Source organism: Clostridium intestinale DSM 6191 (assembly GCF_900130055.1).
Classification (GTDB): Bacteria; Bacillota; Clostridia; order Clostridiales; family Clostridiaceae; genus Clostridium_T; species Clostridium_T intestinale.
This window is the reverse complement of sequence record NZ_FQXU01000005.1, coordinates 184,485-203,383: the sequence shown is the minus strand read 5'-3', so window position 1 is coordinate 203,383 and position 18,899 is coordinate 184,485. Positions and strand designations below refer to the sequence as shown.

The 18,899-nt window shown below is 30.3% G+C and carries 19 protein-coding genes; 4 read left to right on the top strand and 15 right to left on the bottom strand.

Going from position 1 to position 18,899, the window contains the following annotated elements; genetic code table 11:
* Position 1 precedes the first annotated feature (1 nt).
* Positions 2-820: a helix-turn-helix domain-containing protein gene (locus BUA92_RS07510; protein WP_073018362.1), complete on the bottom strand. Its 819-nt coding sequence runs from the start codon at positions 818-820 to the stop codon at positions 2-4.
* A 138-nt stretch (positions 821-958) separates the two neighbouring features.
* On the opposite strand from BUA92_RS07510, the gene BUA92_RS07505 reads away from it, so the two are divergent.
* Both BUA92_RS07505 and BUA92_RS07500 read left to right on the top strand, forming a co-directional pair.
* Positions 959-2,176 carry an MFS transporter gene (locus BUA92_RS07505; protein ID WP_073018361.1) on the top strand — a complete coding sequence of 406 codons (1,218 nt, stop codon included), beginning with the start codon at positions 959-961 and terminating at the stop codon, positions 2,174-2,176.
* A 14-nt stretch (positions 2,177-2,190) separates the two neighbouring features.
* Entirely contained in the window at positions 2,191-2,985 is a 795-nt protein-coding gene (locus tag BUA92_RS07500; RefSeq protein WP_073018359.1) for a nitroreductase family protein, read from the top strand.
* A gap of 115 nt (positions 2,986-3,100) precedes the next feature.
* Here BUA92_RS07500 and BUA92_RS07495 read toward each other — a convergent pair whose 3' ends face one another.
* Positions 3,101-3,547 carry a NanQ anomerase/TabA/YiaL family protein gene (locus tag BUA92_RS07495; protein ID WP_073018356.1) on the bottom strand — a complete coding sequence of 149 codons (447 nt, stop codon included), beginning with the start codon at positions 3,545-3,547 and terminating at the stop codon, positions 3,101-3,103.
* A 110-nt stretch (positions 3,548-3,657) separates the two neighbouring features.
* Positions 3,658-4,665: a hypothetical protein gene (locus BUA92_RS07490; protein WP_073018354.1), complete on the bottom strand. Its 1,008-nt coding sequence runs from the start codon at positions 4,663-4,665 to the stop codon at positions 3,658-3,660.
* 267 nt (positions 4,666-4,932) lie between these two features.
* On the opposite strand from BUA92_RS07490, the gene BUA92_RS07485 reads away from it, so the two are divergent.
* A complete protein-coding gene (locus tag BUA92_RS07485; protein ID WP_073018352.1) occupies positions 4,933-6,672 on the top strand; it encodes an ABC-F family ATP-binding cassette domain-containing protein in 1,740 nt (579 codons plus the stop codon).
* A gap of 80 nt (positions 6,673-6,752) precedes the next feature.
* Here BUA92_RS07485 and BUA92_RS07480 read toward each other — a convergent pair whose 3' ends face one another.
* The 8 genes from BUA92_RS07480 to BUA92_RS07445 form a co-directional block, all read right to left on the bottom strand.
* The gene (locus BUA92_RS07480; RefSeq protein WP_073018350.1) at positions 6,753-7,205 is read right to left on the bottom strand and encodes a GNAT family N-acetyltransferase; all 453 of its coding nucleotides are present in this window, start codon (positions 7,203-7,205) and stop codon (positions 6,753-6,755) included.
* Between the two features lie 30 nt (positions 7,206-7,235).
* Positions 7,236-8,054 carry a M55 family metallopeptidase gene (locus tag BUA92_RS07475; RefSeq protein WP_073018348.1) on the bottom strand — a complete coding sequence of 273 codons (819 nt, stop codon included), beginning with the start codon at positions 8,052-8,054 and terminating at the stop codon, positions 7,236-7,238.
* Positions 8,055-8,148: 94 nt separating this feature from the next.
* Positions 8,149-9,006: an AraC family transcriptional regulator gene (locus tag BUA92_RS07470; protein ID WP_073018346.1), complete on the bottom strand. Its 858-nt coding sequence runs from the start codon at positions 9,004-9,006 to the stop codon at positions 8,149-8,151.
* Positions 9,007-9,021: 15 nt separating this feature from the next.
* Positions 9,022-9,885, bottom strand: a complete 864-nt coding sequence (locus BUA92_RS07465) for a transglutaminase-like domain-containing protein (RefSeq protein ID WP_242950104.1) — start codon at positions 9,883-9,885, stop codon at positions 9,022-9,024.
* Positions 9,886-10,057: 172 nt separating this feature from the next.
* Positions 10,058-10,381, bottom strand: a complete 324-nt coding sequence (locus BUA92_RS07460; RefSeq protein WP_073018344.1) for a PTS sugar transporter subunit IIA — start codon at positions 10,379-10,381, stop codon at positions 10,058-10,060.
* 11 nt (positions 10,382-10,392) lie between these two features.
* On the bottom strand, positions 10,393-10,695 hold the full coding sequence (locus tag BUA92_RS07455) for a PTS sugar transporter subunit IIB (RefSeq protein WP_073018342.1): 303 nt from the start codon (positions 10,693-10,695) through the stop codon (positions 10,393-10,395).
* Positions 10,696-10,733: 38 nt separating this feature from the next.
* Complete coding sequence (locus BUA92_RS07450) at positions 10,734-12,032, bottom strand: PTS sugar transporter subunit IIC (RefSeq protein WP_073018340.1); 1,299 nt, start codon at positions 12,030-12,032, stop codon at positions 10,734-10,736.
* A 16-nt stretch (positions 12,033-12,048) separates the two neighbouring features.
* Positions 12,049-13,437, bottom strand: a complete 1,389-nt coding sequence (locus BUA92_RS07445) for a glycoside hydrolase family 1 protein (protein ID WP_073018338.1) — start codon at positions 13,435-13,437, stop codon at positions 12,049-12,051.
* Between the two features lie 243 nt (positions 13,438-13,680).
* On the opposite strand from BUA92_RS07445, the gene BUA92_RS07440 reads away from it, so the two are divergent.
* Positions 13,681-14,391, top strand: coding sequence for a GntR family transcriptional regulator (locus BUA92_RS07440; protein WP_073018336.1), 711 nt, complete (start codon positions 13,681-13,683; stop codon positions 14,389-14,391).
* A gap of 138 nt (positions 14,392-14,529) precedes the next feature.
* Here the strand turns inward: BUA92_RS07440 and BUA92_RS07435 are convergent, their stop codons facing one another.
* The 4 genes from BUA92_RS07435 to BUA92_RS23845 form a co-directional block, all read right to left on the bottom strand.
* Positions 14,530-16,479, bottom strand: coding sequence for an FtsX-like permease family protein (locus BUA92_RS07435; protein WP_073018334.1), 1,950 nt, complete (start codon positions 16,477-16,479; stop codon positions 14,530-14,532).
* Complete coding sequence (locus BUA92_RS07430; protein ID WP_073018332.1) at positions 16,466-17,236, bottom strand: ABC transporter ATP-binding protein; 771 nt, start codon at positions 17,234-17,236, stop codon at positions 16,466-16,468. Before BUA92_RS07430 ends, BUA92_RS07435 begins: the two co-directional genes overlap by 14 nt.
* 71 nt (positions 17,237-17,307) lie before the next feature.
* Positions 17,308-17,676: a YxeA family protein gene (locus BUA92_RS07425; RefSeq protein ID WP_073018330.1), complete on the bottom strand. Its 369-nt coding sequence runs from the start codon at positions 17,674-17,676 to the stop codon at positions 17,308-17,310.
* A 151-nt stretch (positions 17,677-17,827) separates the two neighbouring features.
* Entirely contained in the window at positions 17,828-18,895 is a 1,068-nt protein-coding gene (locus BUA92_RS23845; protein WP_083553462.1) for a sensor histidine kinase, read from the bottom strand.
* Positions 18,896-18,899 lie beyond the last annotated feature (4 nt).

Genomic DNA, 18,899 nt, shown 5'->3' with positions numbered 1-18,899 from the left:
TTTATAATAAGATAAGCTTCTCCAGCTTATTTTTTGTATCATCATCTATAGCCATTTGAATGGTGATATTTGCTCCGTCTATTTCTGTAGATTTAAAAGAAATATAACTTAAGTATAAGTCTCCTACTTCAGGATGGTGTAAAAGTTTTTGCCCCTCTGGTGTTCCCATAATCCCTTGATTATTCCACCACTTATTAAATAAAGGCTCTTTTTCATTTAATTCATCTATTATCTTATTTATTTTACTGTCATTATCATAATAGTTATAATTAGCTCTCAATTGTTCAACACGTAATTTAGAATGTCCCTCCCAATTATCTAGAAGGCCCTTTATGTAATCATCATTGAAGGCTCTCCAAACAGAGTTTTTATCTTTTTCACTCATTTCTTTATAGTTACCATAAACCTTAAGAGCTGCTTTATTCCATCCAATTATGGTTAGTTCACTATCTGTAACATAGGCTATATTAGGATTTTGATTATCTAAAAATTGTTGTAGGGTATTAGAAATTATAACCTTTGTAAAGTCTTCAAAAGGCAATTTTTTATCTGATAAATCGAATAAATATCTTTTCTCTTCATTATTTAATTGTAAAACCTTACTTAAAGAGAGTAAAACTTCTACTGATGGATTAACATTTTGACCTTGTTCAATACGTACATACCAGTCATTGCTTACTCCTGCTAAGTCTGCAACCTCTTCTCTTCTTAAGCCTTTTACTCGTCTTCTTTTATCGAACTTAAGCCCAAATTGTTCTGGTCTTAGTGTTGATCTTTTCTTTTTTAAAAATAACCCAAGTTCCTTATTTTTAGATATCATAACGCCCTCTCCTATTTACATTAATTATTTCAGCTAAGCTAAACATAGTACTATTAATCATATGATAATCTAGATTCTGTTTAAAATAATAATTCCATTATACACTATTTTTATAACCTAAAGAGAGGAAGATGTAAAATGGATTCAGAAATAAAAAGCAAAAATTTTTCAAATAAATTATTATTTATTTTATCAATCATTTGTGCAATTATAGTAGCTAACTTATACTACGATCAAGTGTTATTAACTAACATTTCTAAGGACTTTATGGTACCTGCTTCATCATCTGGCAAACTCGTAACAGCTATACAGATAGGATATACTCTAGGACTATTGTTTATCGTTCCTTTAGGAGATAGATATAGTAGAAAAACCTTAATTAATTTAAGTATTACTTGTTCTTCTGTTTTGTTATATTTAATGACTTTAGTACCAACATTTAATCTAATAGTAGCTGTAGGATTTTTTATGGGACTTGCAAGTGTTTCAGCACAGCTTATAATTCCCTTTGTTTCATCAAACCTATCTTCTGAAAAACGAGGAGTAATAGTTGGTCACTTACTGACTGGCGTATTTCTTGGAGTTTTGCTTGGAAGAGTACTTGGTGGTGTTATTGGACAGATGTTTGGATGGCGAGCTGTTCATGAAATAGCCTCAATAGTTTTATTAATCTTTGCAGCATATTTATATCATGCTCTACCTAAAGACAATGTAAAAAAAGAAAATTCATATAAAAATATAGTATTATCCTTACCTCCTTTATTAAAGAAAGAGAAGATATTAAGAGAGACTATAGTTTTTGGTGCTGCTGCATTTTGTGCCTTTAATATCTTTTGGGTATCATTATCCTTTATATTAGAAGGTTCTCCTTATAATTATGGAAGTGCTGTAGTTGGGCTTTTTGGTTTCTTAGGAATAGCAGGGGCACTAGCAGCTGGATTCACAGGAAAACTCACAAACAGCAAACATGTAAGCTTATGGAACATTTTTGCTTTAGCAGTTATGTTTGTATCTTTTATGTTACTAGGCATGGGATGGTCTAAACTTATAATTATAATTTTAGTAACCTTTACTTTAGATGTTGGTTCAAGAATGAATATGTCACTAAATCAAGGAAGAATTTATAAACTCAATCCTCAAAACCATAGTAGATTAAATTCCCTCTACATGGTTGGATATTATTTAGGAGGCTCTCTTGGCTCTTGGATAAGTACCTCTGTATATCATTCATATAATGTTATTGGAATTACAATTGCAAGCTGCTCTGTACTTCTACTAGCTTATATTTATTACCTACTTACTAATAACTTTTTAAAAAGAAAAACTTCAAATATATTAACATCAAACAATCAATAAGAGGAGACGATTAAATGAATTTAATAACTGTTAATCAAGAGAAATGTATTAAGTGCGGTTTATGCGTAAATGAATGCCCAGAGCATATATTAAAACTTAAAAAGAATGGACCTGTGGAAACCTTGTCTGAAGAATGTATAGCTTGTGGCCATTGTGTAGCTATATGCCCACGAGAAGCAATTGATAACATAAAAACCCCTTTATCAAATCAAGTAAGTTCAAAAAAATACCCAAAACTAACCCCAGAAGAAGCAGAAAACTTTCTTCGTTCAAGACGTTCCATTCGCTCATATAAAGAAACTCCTGTCCCAAAAGAAAAACTAATAGACCTTGTAAACATAGCTCATTATGCACCTAGTGGCCATAATCTACAAAGTATCTCCTACGTTATAATAGATGACAGAAAGATGCTTGATAAAGCTGTTGAGCTTGTTATAAAAGAATTTGAAAAAAACAATGTATCAAGTGAATTTACAAAACCTTATCGTGAAGAAGGAATTGATACAATTTTAAGAGGAGCATCAAGTCTTATTCTTGCAATCTCTGACTCAAACTTTCCAAGAGGAAGAGAAAACTCTATCATTTCATTATCCTATTTAGAGTTATATGCACCAACACTAGGATTAGGTTCTTGCTGGGCTGGAATGTTTGAAAGAGTTGCAATGAAAGAAGATTCCCCACTTCTAAAATTATTTAATATACCACTCAGCAAAAAAATCACTGGAGCTGTTATGGTTGGTTATCCTAAATATACCTACCCCAGACTAGTTGACAAAAACCCACTAGAGTTTACTTTTATAAATTCCTGATATAACTAAATAATTCTTATTTTTATATCATGCTGTAAGTAGATTTGTGTAACTGCAATAAAAAACCAAGTGATTATAGGTTTTATCATATAATCACTTGGTTTATTTATATTTATTAAGCTTCCACTGGCAATTTCATTACTATTTTAGTGTAACTGTGTTTTTCAGTTGTATGTCCTGTTGCTCTGTGTGCATCATGAGGAAATGCTATGTAAAACATACCTTTTGATACAAGAATATTGTGACTCTTGTCTCCTTCAAAACGTTCTGCATCTTTTATATCATCATATTCAATTACTGTAGTAAGATCTTTAATATCTGACCAAGCAACCTCTTCGCTGCCATCTACAAGGATCTGAATATCTATATACTTACGATGAGCTTCAAAAGTTCCCTCTTCTAAAGATTTAGTTTCACCTTTTTGAATCATGTAAAATCCACCTTCAAAGGTATACTTGCCTTCTTCAAAAACCTCTAATTGTTTTATAGCATTTAAACCAACCTCTAAATTAGGAACCATTGATTTATACAATAAGATATTGTCCATTTTATCGATTATCATAAACGTCTCTCCAATCTACTTATATGTTACAAAATCCGACTATTTTCTTACTAAATATTATCACATCTATTTCTAAAAACCAATATGTTCTATATCTATTTCATATATATTTAATTAATTGGAACTGTTATCTTGCATATTTTTCGACTTCCTCTTGTAAATACAACATTTAAGTTTTTGCTATCACTTTTAAGCTTAAATGTTACAGTTGCTGAACACTTTTCTCCTATTCCAATATTTTCAGGTATCCTACTTTCCTCAGATGTTGGATATGTATCAACAATATTTCCTTCATCATCTAAAACTTGAAAGGCAGATTCACCAATATAAAGCATAGTAACATTATTTACCCCAAAGCTTATATTTTCATAATTGTAATCTAAAACTACTTTATTAACACCAAATTCATACCATTTACCTGCACCTATTGCTCTTGCATCTTCAATAGTTAAATTATAATTTCCTAGTTCAGTTTCTACTGTAAATGGAGTATTTAAACTCATTGCTTGTACTTTTTCTGGATTTTGATTTTCATTACCGAAAGTATATTCATCAATTCCTAACAACAACTTCGATATTGCAGCACTTTCTTTAACAATCCATTTTTTATCAACCTTTTCCACATCAACATATGATACTCTATCACTATAAGTAACTTGATCTAAATATTTATTAACCAAATTATCAAAGTAATCATTTTTTTCTTTCTCAGATATTTGAACTCCAGAAAGAGCTTGTTCATGTATGTAACCGGAAGTTTCTTCCATAGCCTTTCCTACAATAATATTTAAATCCATCCCTTTTATATTAGCCCTAACCCTCGCTCTATCCCCATCAATATTTTCACTCTCAACCTTATAATCTATCCCCTTTAGCTTTTTCAATAATTTATTTTGAGTTTCTTCTGAAAAACTATTGCCGTTAAAATCTTTCTTAATGTTTTGATTTGATTCATCTTCCATCATGGTAAATAATTTTTGAATATCAGCATGGCCATTTTTAGCGTCCCCAAAGTAGCTATGTGTAATAAAATCAGGGTTTTGCCACCAACATCCATATAGCATTGTTGTTGATATAATTAAAATTAAGCCCACTGCTAGTTTTTTCATTTTCTTCATAATCATACCCCTTTTATAAATTATTGCATCAACTAATTTCATCTTAATTACATCTAAATTCTTTGTCAATGACTCTACCATAATTTATAAGAAAGTTTATTGTATGAAATCATTGAACTTAGTAAAAAAAGGTGTTATGCTATCAATGTTAAACTTAATAAAAGTCTTTTCAACATAAACCTAAGTGTGAAATTTAAATTAGTAAATTAATATACTAAAGAGCTTATTTTCATAGGCTCTTTTTTAATTGTAAAGAGAGGTAATAATATGATAAAAGCTTATAACTTATCCTATTCATATCCACAAAAAGATCTATATAATAATATTTCATTTACATTAGAAGAAGATCAACATTGTGCCTTTATAGGAACAAATGGCAGTGGAAAGAGTACACTTATAGATATGATAATGGATCCTGAAAAATATATGTTTGATGGTACCCTAGAGATAGACCCTAATTGTAGAATTGGTTATGTAAGTCAATTCCCTAAATTAGACGAAGGGAAAGATGTTACAGTTTTCGAATATATAGGCGAATCCTTCATTAAACTACAAAATGAAATAACAGCTATATGTACTGAAATGGAAACTTCATCAGATATTGATACTTTATTAGAAAAGTACCAAGAAGCTTTAGATGCTTTTGACGCAATAGGTGGTAATGATTTCGAAAATACTATAGATAAACAGTTAAATCTTACAGATTTAATTAAGTATAAAAATTCAATGATGTCTGAGCTTAGTGGTGGGCAATTTAAACTTATTCAAGTAGTTAAGGCAATGCTAAATAATCCAAGCTTAATTATAATGGATGAACCAGATGTGTTTTTAGACTTTGAGAACCTTAAATCCCTTAAAGATCTAATCAATTCACACCAAGGAACAATGTTAGTTATTACTCACAACAGATATCTATTAAATCATTGTTTCAATAAAATTCTTCATCTTGAGAACCTGGAACTACAAGAGTTTGATGGAAGCTATATAGATTATAACTTCTCCTTACTTCAAACTAAAATTGAACTTCAAGAACTTGCTGCTGAGGATGATGCAGAAATTGCTAGAAACGAACTCTTAATAAAGAAGCTAAGAGATATAGCAACTGATAATGCCGAAGCATTTAGAGGAAGAACATTAAACGCTAGAGTTAAAATCCAAGAAAGATTAGAAAAACGTAGAATTAAGGCGCCATTTATAGAGATTAAAGAACCTAATATCAATCTATTTACATATGATGAAATTAAAGAAGGTCTTGCTTTAGAAGTTAATGATTATAATGTTTCCTTTGATGATGTGCTTTTAGAAAATGTTAACTTCGAACTTAACCCTACTGAAAAAGTAGCTATTATAGGTTCAAATGGTACAGGGAAAACCACTTTACTACAAGAAATCTTTGAAAATAATAATCCTGCTATCAAAATAAATGAGAATGCTACTGTGGCTTATTTATCTCAGCTTCAAAACAAAACACTAAATGAATCTAATACAATACTTGAAGAGTTCTTTGATGCTGGTTTTAAAACTCGTGATGATATTAAAGCTCATGTTTTAGACTATGGTTTTGATGAAGAATCAGTTAATCAGAAAATAAGTGCTTTATCTGGTGGAGAAAAAAACATGCTTCAACTAGCTAAAATCTCTGCAAGTCAAGCAAACCTATTGTTACTTGATGAACCTACAAGTCATTTAGATACATATTCACAAATAGCATTAGAAAAAGCTATAAAAAACTACAAAGGTGCTATCTTAATGATTTCTCATGATTTCTATACCGTAGTAAACTGTATGGATTCTGTTTTAATCATTGAAGATAAGACCATTAGAAAAGTGCGTATGCGTAAATTTAGACAAAGAATATACGCTAATCATTTTGGCAAAGACTACTTAGAAATTGAACAAAATAAAAAATCAATTGAAACACAAATAGAAGCAGCCTTAAGAGTTAAAGACTTTATGCTAGCGAAAGAACTATCTGAAACATTAGAAAAGCTGGTTAAATTACTATAATATTAGGTAAATAAGCAACCCCTCCACAACATATTTTTCACTGTGGAGGGGTTGTACTTATAATCATTTTGTATATGAAGTTAAATTACTAACTTCATAGTTATTTCATCATCATCACGTTCTCCAGTATCTTTAAAACCTAACTTTTCATAAATATGAATTGCATGAGAATTATCAAAATTACAAGTTAATAGAACATCATTTGAATTCCCAAAAGGTTTTGATTTTATATAGTTTATACATAATTTCAGGGCTTCTGTTCCTAATCCTCTCCCCTGGTATTTCTCATCAATCATCATATGCCAGATATTATATGTTTCTTCATCATAATCGTAAATTACCATAACATATCCTACAATAATGTTATACTCATAAATTGCAAGGGGAGTACATTGATTATAATATACATATGCCTGAGCCAAACTACGAACTGGATGAGATACAAGCTTATCTTGACCATATCCAAGTTTTAAATTAAAGCAATCAATAAAATTGCTTTCATCAACTTTTTTTAAACTTAATTCTTTCTCCATAAAACCCATCCTCTTCATATGCAAAGTAATCTAATTTATAGAACTCGCTATATGAATCATTGCCATTAAAGCTCTGTAGCTTTCTATAATATTATCCGCATTATATAAAACAACATTAGGCTCAATTAATTCTGTACGAGGCATAATTGATGCAACTTCAGCTAAACCACTATTTAAAAAACTAACTTTTAACTCAATTGCCCCATTGACTGTAGTTAAAGGTATATTATCAATCTTTGATAAGGCTGTTTTAACCTTTTCTTTAATCATATCATGAACTATTTCTGGAGATATACATTTAGCAGCATATCTTCCTTGAGTTATTTTTACAACAACTTTTTCTATTTTATCATTTATGGCTGAAACTTCATCAGATAATATATTATCACCTGAAACCAAAACCACAGGAACATCAAAGTAACCAGCAACAAAAGCATTAATACCAAACTCTCCAAAACTTTTTCCATTAATTTTTATATCAGAAACAACTCCTCCATGATATGAGTGAGCTAGAACACCTGGAGTATTCATTTTAGAATGATATCCTATTAGAATAACCCCATCATAGGTATCATCAATTCCCTCCATCATTCCAAGTTTTTTAGGGGTACCAGTTATTAGATCTGCTTTTGGATTTAAAGCTTCTATAATAATATTAGTCATAGGTCCATGAGAATCATTTACTACTATCTCCTTTGCGCCAGCTTCAATAGCACCCTCAATAGCTGCATTAACCTCTTTTGTCATAAGCATTCTTGCTCTTTGATAATCATATCCCTCTGGACTAAGCTGAGCTTTACTTACAACCCCACTTATTCCTTCAATATCAGCTGAAATATAAATCTTCAAGTTATCACTCCATTTCCCATCATATTTTTACTATTTATTACGTCTTCAAGACCTTATTAAGGATATAATACCATAATCAGTAAACTTATAGGCTTTATCTTATTATAATAGGTATATAAAGTTCAGCAACAAGTTCACCGTTATTATAAAAGTAATATTCGATATCATCAGTGTTTCTGTGTTTATATTCTGATTCATTTAACCATACTGAATAGATGTAGTACCAAGTTTTTTGTACACTTTCTGTTATTGGTCCCATACTTCTAAAGACTGCATAAAAGGATTGTTCTAATTTATGGAGTACCATACCCTCAGGAATATTTTCTATACTCTTAACCTCATGACCTATCATATACTCAAAAACGTCTTCCTCTGAAAATATACAAATCCCCATAATTTCATTAGTATATTTACGTTCTGTTATTTTTTCACTCTCTTTTTGGGTATTCCACTTTTGCCAAAACAATGGTATGTCTTGAAGATTACTACCATCTGCCTTTACCTTCCACTTCTTACCTACCACATATCTTTCAGGGAGCTTTCGAAATAAAGGTGTTAATCCTTCTTTTCTTAACTTCAACTGAAACATCATGTAATCAAAGTTCATTGGCTCCCTAATAAAATAAAGCAAATTATCTCTTCTTACCTCTGAAGGGTTTCTTCCATAAACTTTTTCAAAGGCTCTACTAAATGCCTCTCTTGACTCGTACCCATAACTTATACCTATTTCCACAATAGACCTATTTGTACCCACTAGTTCTTTTGCAGCTTCAGTAATTCTTCTCTTTCTAATGTAATCCTTGATTGAGTCACCTACAACTCCTTTAAAAATACGATGAAAATGATAAAGAGAATATCCTGCTTCTTTTGCAATAGAAGATAAATCAATATCATCCTGTAAGTGACTTTCTATATAAACTAACGCTTTTTCCATGGAATCTATATAAGACATATTTATCCCCTTATTCTAGACTATTATGACCTTTCCTAAATCCTCAGGTACTTTTATCTTACCATTTATCTGCACATATTCATATAAGGAGTCATAGTTAATATCAACATCCAGAGCAAGTCTAGATAGATTATCCATCACCTCATAATCTTTCTCACTCCACTTTTCTATTGCCATACTCTTATATCCTTCCCACATGTCCCATGGCTGCATTGGAATCTTTAATAATGAATTAACATCTAGAATTAAGTTGCACCTTAAATAGTCATATCCCCACCATTTAAAAATTCCAAATACCTCTGGATTAATTAATCCTTCTCTACACATTAGCCAAGCTCTTGGTCCTGTTATAAAATATTCTTCACTTACATCTAAGGGGTTAAAAGGAAGCTTTAGCGCCTTTTGCTGAAGAGTATCTAGCTGGGCATCTACCATTACCCACTGTTTCTTATCTTCGTTCCAATATTCAAGAACCCAATGGTCAATATATTTTCCTTTCTCAAAATAACTAGCAAAACCGCATCTTGCTCTTGCAGGAATCCCGACCTCTCTGCAAAGTGCAGTTGAAGCTACAGAAAAATCTCGACATATTCCTATCATTTTATTTTCATTAGGCTTTTGCTCTGATATATGATTATATCCTAGTTTTTTTAAGAAAATCAGCTTGTCTTCAAAGCTTCTTATAAAGGGTTCTCTCTTTCTTTCCTCTGTAAGTTTCAATCCATAAGCTTCACTCCAATGTTGATGAAGCAATATATTTTGAACATAATCCACAATAGTCTTTATGTCCTTTTCAACGCCCCTAACCATATGTTTCATTGTTTTAATTTCTGTCATAATATCATGCTCTTTATAACGTCTAAGAGTATCTTCCATCATAATAATCACTCCTATTACTTTATTAATAACTAATTAATGTAATTGTACCATCCTAAAAATGATGATGAGTGATATTTTATGCTGTTTTTATACAATTAACATCAATAATAAAAGCAAGTGACTATATTTGTAAATACAATCACTTGCTTTGTTTCTTCATGTTATTCTTCTACTACTTATTCTTTAAATCATTAATTTCTGTCTGCATATATAACATCTCTTTAGCTAAAGATAAAATTATTTCTGATGCCATTAATTGGTCTTCTGCATGCATAAGTATTAGTGAAAGCTCTTGTTTATTTCCCTTTGCTTCTTCTTGTATAAGTTGTGCATGTGACTTATGTCCTTCTTTCAAAAACGAAGCTGCTTCTTCAAGTAATTTATCTGCTTCTTCTTTTTTTCCTTCTCTTCCTTTAATTAATGCCTGAATTCCCATGCTCTTTGCTGTTCCAACATTACTGATAATATTGAAAGCAATTAGTTCCATTCCGTCCATTTCAAACCACCTTATTTTATTAAATCTATAGCTAAAGCTAGAACTTTATCTGCATTTATTCTTCCATAATCAACCATATTAATAACTTCTACTGGTATCTTATTTTCTACTGTTTCTTTTATACTATCTTTCATAAATCCAATTTGAGGTCCTATTAGAATTACATCTGAGCTTTGCCAAAATTGAGATAAATCTGTTGATGGTATAGCCTCTATTGTTACCTCTATGCCTTTTTGTTCAGCTACTTTCTTCATCTTTTGTACTAATATTGATGTTGACATTCCTGCATTACAAACTAACAATATCTTTTTCATTAAAACATCTCCTTTTATCTGTTTATACTTATTTTTTCTTATTCAACCGCTTTTTTCTCTGCAACCTTTAAGAAAGGAATATATAATAAAACTGTAAGTCCAATCATAATTATTTGGAATACCGAAGCTCTCCAATCACCGCCTGTTGCTAAAAATCCTGATAAAACTGGTGGAGTAGTCCAAGGTGTTTGAATTACTACAGGTGACATTAAGCCTATCTTAGTTACAAAATATGCTGCTGTTAAACAAATTGGGGAAGCCAATACAAAAGGTATCATTAGTGTTAAATCAAATACTATTGGTAACCCAAATATAACTGGTTCATTAATATTGAATATACCTGGTGCTGTAGAAAGTTTAGCTATATCTCTATAATCTTTTCTCTTAGAGAATAAAAATATAGCAATTAACAATGCGATGGTATTACCTGAACCACCCATTACTCCAAAGGTATCCTTAAATGCCATGTTTATTATATTAGGAATTGGTTGCCCTTGAGAAAAAGCAATCATATTCTCATTCATAGTGGTATATAATACTGGATCCATAATTGGAGCAATTACTCCGCCTGGATGTATTCCTATTGCAAATAGTAAATTAGATAATAACATTAATATTATAAATCCTGGTAAACTAGTAACTAGTCCCACTAGTGGTTTTTGTATTGTTTTTAAAATTAGAGAGTTTATATCTGTTCCAAAAAGTTGCTTTATTGCAAATGATACTATAGCAAAAGTTAGAATAGTAATCATTATAGGAATTAAGACATTAAATGATTTTGTTACAGCAGGAGGTACTGATTCACCACCTATGTTAATCTTAAGTTTTTCATTTTTAGTTAGCCAAATAAAAAATTCCGTAGATAATATAGCGGCTATTATCCCTACAAACATTCCTCCTGAATTAGTAGATCCAAAAGAAATAACACCTGCAACCTGAACTGCTTCTTTAGCTCCTACTGGTGTAACTGTAGTTATAAATGGTAGCATAATAACAAATATTGATATAGCTAAAAGCGTTGGTGCAATTGGATTTTCAAATTTTCTATTTAATGCTAAATGATATGCACATGCACCCGCTAGCAATATTGCTAAGAAATTTAGAGTACCGTTAGTAATAGATGTTCCAACATCTTGCCAAGTAGTTAATGTTGCTGAGTTAATTATATTAGACATAAATCCTGTTGGTTCAATAACAACATAGTTAAAGAAAATCATTAAACCTGCAATAATTATAAATGGAATTAACGATGCAAATGCATCTCTAAGTGACCTTAAATGAATTTGTCCACCTAATTTTTGTGATAACATTCCTAGTTTATTAAAGAATTTATTCATTCTATATTCCCCCTTTTTATTCTTCGAAACCATTATTTTCGCCTAATAGTTTATAAAACTCTCCACTTTTCTTTACTGTTCTCTTTTGAGTTTTTAAATCTAAACTAACTAGACCATATCTATTTTTATATGCGTTCATCCATGACCAGCAATCAATGAATGTCCAAAGGTGATATCCTTTTATATTGCATCCCTCTTCAATTGCTTTATGAACATATTTTAAATGACCTTTAATAAATTCAATTCTATATTCATCATTAACTTGTCCATTTTCAATAAAACGTTCTTCGTCTGTGACACCCATACCATTTTCAGAAATAAAAGCTTCTATATTTCCATAATTCTCTTTTACATCCTTGCAAAGGTCCAGTATTCCCTTCTCGTATATTTCCCAACCTCTATAGCTGTTAAACTTTCTTCCTGGCATTACATACGAATCAAAAAACCATTCTGGCATAAATGGAGAATTAGGATTTACAGCATTTTCTCTTGCCTTCGCTCTTCTTGGTTCATAGTAATTTAATCCTAAAATCTGTGCTGTATTTTCCTTAATTATCTTTAATTCCTCATCTGTATATATAGGCATTTGATTATATTTTTTAAGAAGGTCTACTAATTTATTAGGAAACTCCCCCTTTACACAAGGATCTAAAAAGCTCCTATTATAAAATAAATCACAATATTCTGCCGCCTCAATATCATACTTATTAGAACTTCTTGGATAGGTTGGACTAAGATTTAGTATCACACCAATTTTAGATTTTAAGTTGTGTTTTTTAAATCTTTCAATGACTTTTGCATGTGCAAGTATTGTATAATAAGCTGCTTGTGCTCCCCTTTTAAAATCTATTATATTTGGATAGTGAAAGTCTTGTAGGTAGCCTCCAAGTATTGGTCCTAAAGGTTCATTAAATGTAAACCAATGTTCAGCTCTATCTCCAAAAAGTTCAAAACACTTATCTGCATAGTTCACATATGCCTCTACTACATCTTTACTTTCCCAGCCGCCTTTATCTTGCATTACTAATGGCATATCAAAGTGAAATAAGTTAATAAAAGGCTTTACATCATTAGCTATAAATGTATCAATTACCTTATTATAAAATTCAACCGCTTTTTCACTAACTTCTCCATCTCCATTTGGAAATAATCTAGCCCATGAAATAGACATTCTAAATGAATTGTGTCCAAGTTCTTTCATTAATTTTATATCATCTTCGTACCTATTGAAGAAATCTGATGTTGTCTCTGGTCCAACTTCATCATAAAATCTGTTTTTTTCTATCTGGAACCAATGATCCCAAATTGTTTTTCCCTTATCGGTATTACCCTTACCTTCTGATTGTTCAGCTGATGAGGCACTTCCCCACCAAAATCCTTCTGGAAATTTATAAATTTTCTTCATAAGTAACTCCCATCTTAATATATTATTTTCTTGTCGCGATCAGAAAACATTTTCAAGTTCAATTATATATCTCTTTTTAAAAATAATCAACATCTTTTTAAAAATAATCAGTATGTTTTATTAATTGATATATATCTTTTTCAAAAGATATATATCAATTAATAAAAGGCATATATAAATATATACTTTTATTTGCATATAGTATATAATATGTATAGCAACAATTTTAGAAAGGAAGATTCTATGCTACCTAAATATAAATTAGTATATGAAGATATAAAAAGTAAGATAAATAATAATACTTATAAAACTAATGAAAAAATTCCAGACGGAAGCTCTTTAGCTGAACATTACAAGTGTAGTAAACTTACAGTTACTAAAGCATTAGACTTATTAGTCCAACAGGGGATGCTGATAAGACGACAAGGCTCCGGAACCTATGTTAAGGAAAATTTGTCTAGTAAGACTACTGTAGAATTAAATCAAATTTCAAGTTACTCTAAAAAATTTGGAAAAGAACACTTAAAATCAACAGTAATAGATTTTTCTATTATTACACCAACTAAAGATATTGCAGAAAAACTTAATATAACAGACGAATATATATATAGAATCTTACGATTACGCTCTGTAGATAACGAACCACAAATATTAGAAGAAACTTATATGCCTATTTATGTTATACCTGGACTAAAGGAAAAACATTTAGAAGGATCAATTTATGATTACATAAATAATGAACTTAATCTTAAAATCCAAAGTGCTCACATCTCTATAGAGGGTGATAAAGCTAATGCCAACGACCAACGTTATTTGAACTTAACTGAATCTGACTTTATTATGGAAATTGAAAAAATATGTTATTTAGAAAATGGTAAGATTTTTGAATATTCAATAACTCACCATAGGTATGAGTTCTTTAAATTCAATACTGTTTTAGTAAATAATATTTAAAAAATCTTTTAGATAAAATCATTAGCTAACATCCATGGCAATAAAAAACCACGACAATACTTATACAGGTATTGTCGTGGTTTTTATGGTTGATATGAAACGTGACCTTTGAAATCCAATTATCATTTTATCTATGATCTACTTTCTTCTAACAATCTTATAATAAGATCGAACTGTTAGAAGGTAATATACACTGTAGATAAGAACATACACACCTATGCTTATTAGTAAAGGAATCAAGATTTTGTATGGAATCAATTTAGATAAAGATATCAAAGCAAATAAGCTATGTAAAATCCCTATAACTAATGGGGTTATAAAAACGAATCTTACTTGTTTTGCTATAGTCTTTTTCATCTCTTTTTTAGTTACTCCAATTTTATGAAGTATGGAATACCGTACTCGATCTATATTTGCTTCTGTTATCTGTTTAAAATAAATTACTGACCCTGTCGCAAGTAAAAATACAAGCCCTAAAAAGATACCAATAAACATTATTAAGCCTGTTACTTGAATTTGCTTTTGAAATCCTGTATAAAAATCATTAAAAGATCTCACACTTAGAAATTCTTCTACAGGCATTATATTATTAAATTTTTCTGTTAGTGATTTAGCATTAATTTCATTCTTAACACTGATATTCTCAACAGTTTTTACTCCATTTACTTCTTTTGCTTTTTCGTACACCTTATCTGGAACAATTATAACTAATTCATTTAAATTAGTTATACTACTCTCATTTGCTCCTTTAACTGTTAATCTCTTCATCTCATTTCCAATTGGAAATACTGCTTTATTTCCCTTATATATTGGACTAAACTCATATCCTTTAACATAGGCATAATCATACACAAAGGCTTCATCATCATTTAAACTTACTTCCTCTGTTCCCATTTCTTTTGAAAGTCTGTTAAAGGATGATTGAGACAAGAAATGATAGTATTCTGAAATAATAAAATTAGCATTTCTAATTTCCTCTACTTTTTCTCCTTCAAAGTTACCTTTAACTGGAACCATTTCTACTTCAAATCTATTGGTTACTGGATGGTTAGCTTTTTCCTCATTTAAAATAACATTTACTCTATTCTCTAATTCTTTATCATTTTTTTCATAGGAATAACTAAATGGTGCAACTTTTTTAGATTGTATAAAGGTATTGTAATATATAGAAACAGAAGCCCCTACAGATGTTAATGTAACAGCACTTAACACTGCAATTGTTGCAAGTGATTTTGCATTTCCTCTGATACGATATAACAGCTGAGATGTTGCTATCATATTTATTCCACGATAAAATAAAGCCTTATTTTTTCTTGCTCTTTTCAAAATGAAAACAGTAAAAAACTTAAATAATAAATAGGTTCCCAAAACTGTTGAAAGCACTATATATAGAGAACCCATAAGGAAATTAACATTCCTTTTAAGAAGCTCTAAAAAAATTAATGCTAGAAAATACCCAGATCCTATTAAAAATACTGAAGTTAATGCTATAATAACAGAGCCTTTCGGCATAGCTTCCCCTTCGTTTTCAGCACTAAATAACTCAACTAACTTGAATCTATAAATCAAACGATACCCTTGAATTGATGTATAAAATATAATTGCAAAAAAGATAAACCCTGTATCTATTATTGCTTTTAATGGTATTTCAAAATAAACACTTAATTCTAATCCCATTATGTTTATCAATAAATCAAGAAATAACTTAGATAGCAAACTTCCAACTATAATACCAACTACTAGTGATATAAGCCCAATTAACATGTTTTCATAAAACAACATTTTTCCAATTTGCTTTTTTTGAATTCCTAGAAGCGAATATAATCCCACTTCCTTTTTACGTTTACGTACAAAAAATCCATTAGAATAAATAATAAAAACTGCAACAAATATAATCAACATGACACTAGAAATTTTAAAGGCATCAGCAATCTTTGAATCTCCCCCATCTCCTACCACTTGAGAATTGTACTGCAATGCCTTAAATGTAAAATAAATCACAATACTAAAAATTATAGAAACAAAGTATATAAAATAATCCTTAAAGTTCCTTTTTATATTACGAAAGGCAATACTAGATAACGTCATTTACAGAACCTCCCGAGATAGTAGACATGACATCTACAACTTTTTTGAAAAATTGCTTACGTGTTAAATCATTTCGTTGTAATTCTTGATATAATTCTCCATCTTTGATGAAAATTACGCGTTTACAATAACTTGCAGCAAATGCATCATGAGTTACCATCAAAATAGTTGCTTTATTATTTTCATTTAATGTTTCTATAGTTTCTAATAAATCTGTTGCTGATTTTGAATCAAGTGCCCCTGTTGGTTCATCTCCAAAAATTATACTTGGATTTGTCACAATAGCACGTGATGCAGCACAACGTTGTTTTTGTCCACCTGAAATCTGATAGGGATATTTATCTAAAATATCTTTAATACCAAATTTGTTAGCAATTTCAATTACACGAGAATCTACTTCTCTAGCCTTTACATTAGATAATGCAAGGGGTAATGCAATATTCTCTCTTACAGTTAAAGTATCTAATAAATTATAATCCTGAAAAATAAATCCTAAATGGTTACGACGAAACAATGCTAATTTGTCATCATTCATACTTACTACATCTTTTCCGTCAATCAAGATTTCTCCTTTTGAAGTATTATCAATTGTAGAGAGAACATTTAACAGAGTTGTTTTACCTGATCCTGAAGGGCCCATGATTCCAACAAAGTCGCCCTCATTTACCTGTAAGCTAATTCCTTTTAATGCTGTAAATTTACTTTCACCTGTATCATATACTTTTGAAATATTTCTTGCCTCTAATACTTTTTTCATCTTTTACCCTCTCCCTTTCTCAAACACTTCTATGAATTCTTCTTACAATATTTTCACATATATAAAAATTTCTATTTTGAATCTAATTTTTCTTTTATTGCTGCTGGAATTTGGTCTGGTTGTACTTCTTCGTAGTATTTTCCATTCTTTCCTTTAGAGTCTATTAATAAATAGGCACCATGACGTAACTTCTTTGCTGCATTAATTATAATCTTTTGTTCCTTACCTTCATTGTTGTAGCCTATAAACTCATGCTCATAACACTCATCCTCTGGACGAACTTTATCTTTTCCTAAATATTTACCATCTTCTTTTATAACTGTATAGTACTTGTCTGTGCTAATAAATGGGTTAATTCTATCAACAGTCATACTGCCACTCATTAAAAATATTCCCACCCCAACCGCTAAAATTATAAACGGAATAATAATTTTTTTCATAATAAAACCTCCATATTTTAATTAAATAATTTTTTTGTAAGCAAAATGCTCCCTGCTTCGATAATCCAATTATATCGAAACAGGAAGCATTCTATTTTCGTTTTCCCATAAGAAAAACCTACTTTTCTTTAATGAAATTCTTACGATTTTCCTACGAAAGTTTAGGAATAAAAATCTCAAACTCAATTATGTCATTTTCACTAAAAGCCGTAATAGTTCCTTTATGTAATTGAACAATTTCATTTGCGATTGCAAGACCCAAACCAGCGCCCCCAGTTTTAGTAGTTCTTGCAGTATCTAAACGGTAAAACTGCTCAAAAATACGATTAAGTTTTTCTTCTGGAATAACATTACCATAATTACTGAACTTTAACTTAACACCACTCTCATCTTGAGAAATAGTAATTGTAATGTTGCTCCCTTCAAAACTGTAATTAATCGCATTACGAATTAGGTTATCAAACACCCTCTCTATTTTTTTCACATCACACTTAATAATCACATCAGCTGGAGACTTTAACTCACATTTAAGATTTTTAGGTATTAACATGGGCCTAAACTCATAAGCAATTTGTTCTAACATTCTTGTAAGATTAACACTAGTCAATTCTAAAGTAAGATTTGATAAACTAAATCTTGTAATTTCAAAAAATTCATTAATTAAATCTTCTAAACGTTCAGCTTTCTCCAAAGAAATAGAGAGATATCGTTCTCTTAACTCCTCTGAAATCTGCTGTTCATCTCTTAACAACGTCAAATAACCAATGACAGAAGTAAGAGGTGTTTTTAAATCATGAGCCAAATATATAACTAAATCATTTTTCCTTTGTTCTGCCTCTTTTGCAATTTGCTCATTTCGAAGCACATGTACCCTAAGATCATTAATCTGATCCTCAACCTCTTTTAATATAGGTGGAAAATGAATCATCTCTCCATTTGAATTAATAAGAGAAGTACTTGAATCTGCTACCATTGTAATATATTTAATTGTCTTAATCCAATACCTCACAAGAATAGCAACACAACCAAAAAACCATATAGTCATAAATAAAATCGACTTATTATAATCAATAAATTTAAAAAAGTCATACTGTGTAAGGCTTTTAAGAAGATCATAAACTAAATAACCTATAGTCATTAAAACTACAGAAAATATTGTAACCTCTAAAACAAAACGCCCAAATACATGGAGAAATATACGTCTTACAAAAGCCTTCATATCT

Excerpts from the sequence above, each read along its gene's own strand:
- BUA92_RS07510 (WP_073018362.1), bottom strand. The coding sequence starts at position 820 with ATGATATCTAAAAATAAGGAACTTGGGTTATTTTTAAAAAAGAAAAGA.
- BUA92_RS07505 (WP_073018361.1), top strand. The coding sequence starts at position 959 with ATGGATTCAGAAATAAAAAGCAAAAATTTTTCAAATAAATTATTATTT.
- BUA92_RS07500 (WP_073018359.1), top strand. The coding sequence starts at position 2,191 with ATGAATTTAATAACTGTTAATCAAGAGAAATGTATTAAGTGCGGTTTA.
- BUA92_RS07495 (WP_073018356.1), bottom strand. The coding sequence starts at position 3,547 with ATGATAATCGATAAAATGGACAATATCTTATTGTATAAATCAATGGTT.
- BUA92_RS07490 (WP_073018354.1), bottom strand. The coding sequence starts at position 4,665 with ATGAAGAAAATGAAAAAACTAGCAGTGGGCTTAATTTTAATTATATCA.
- BUA92_RS07485 (WP_073018352.1), top strand. The coding sequence starts at position 4,933 with ATGATAAAAGCTTATAACTTATCCTATTCATATCCACAAAAAGATCTA.
- BUA92_RS07480 (WP_073018350.1), bottom strand. The coding sequence starts at position 7,205 with ATGGAGAAAGAATTAAGTTTAAAAAAAGTTGATGAAAGCAATTTTATT.
- BUA92_RS07470 (WP_073018346.1), bottom strand. The coding sequence starts at position 9,006 with ATGTCTTATATAGATTCCATGGAAAAAGCGTTAGTTTATATAGAAAGT.
- BUA92_RS07465 (WP_242950104.1), bottom strand. The coding sequence starts at position 9,885 with ATGATGGAAGATACTCTTAGACGTTATAAAGAGCATGATATTATGACA.
- BUA92_RS07460 (WP_073018344.1), bottom strand. The coding sequence starts at position 10,381 with ATGGACGGAATGGAACTAATTGCTTTCAATATTATCAGTAATGTTGGA.
- BUA92_RS07455 (WP_073018342.1), bottom strand. The coding sequence starts at position 10,695 with ATGAAAAAGATATTGTTAGTTTGTAATGCAGGAATGTCAACATCAATA.
- BUA92_RS07450 (WP_073018340.1), bottom strand. The coding sequence starts at position 12,032 with ATGAATAAATTCTTTAATAAACTAGGAATGTTATCACAAAAATTAGGT.
- BUA92_RS07445 (WP_073018338.1), bottom strand. The coding sequence starts at position 13,437 with ATGAAGAAAATTTATAAATTTCCAGAAGGATTTTGGTGGGGAAGTGCC.
- BUA92_RS07440 (WP_073018336.1), top strand. The coding sequence starts at position 13,681 with ATGCTACCTAAATATAAATTAGTATATGAAGATATAAAAAGTAAGATA.
- BUA92_RS07435 (WP_073018334.1), bottom strand. The coding sequence starts at position 16,479 with ATGACGTTATCTAGTATTGCCTTTCGTAATATAAAAAGGAACTTTAAG.
- BUA92_RS07430 (WP_073018332.1), bottom strand. The coding sequence starts at position 17,236 with ATGAAAAAAGTATTAGAGGCAAGAAATATTTCAAAAGTATATGATACA.
- BUA92_RS07425 (WP_073018330.1), bottom strand. The coding sequence starts at position 17,676 with ATGAAAAAAATTATTATTCCGTTTATAATTTTAGCGGTTGGGGTGGGA.
- BUA92_RS23845 (WP_083553462.1), bottom strand. The coding sequence starts at position 18,895 with ATGAAGGCTTTTGTAAGACGTATATTTCTCCATGTATTTGGGCGTTTT.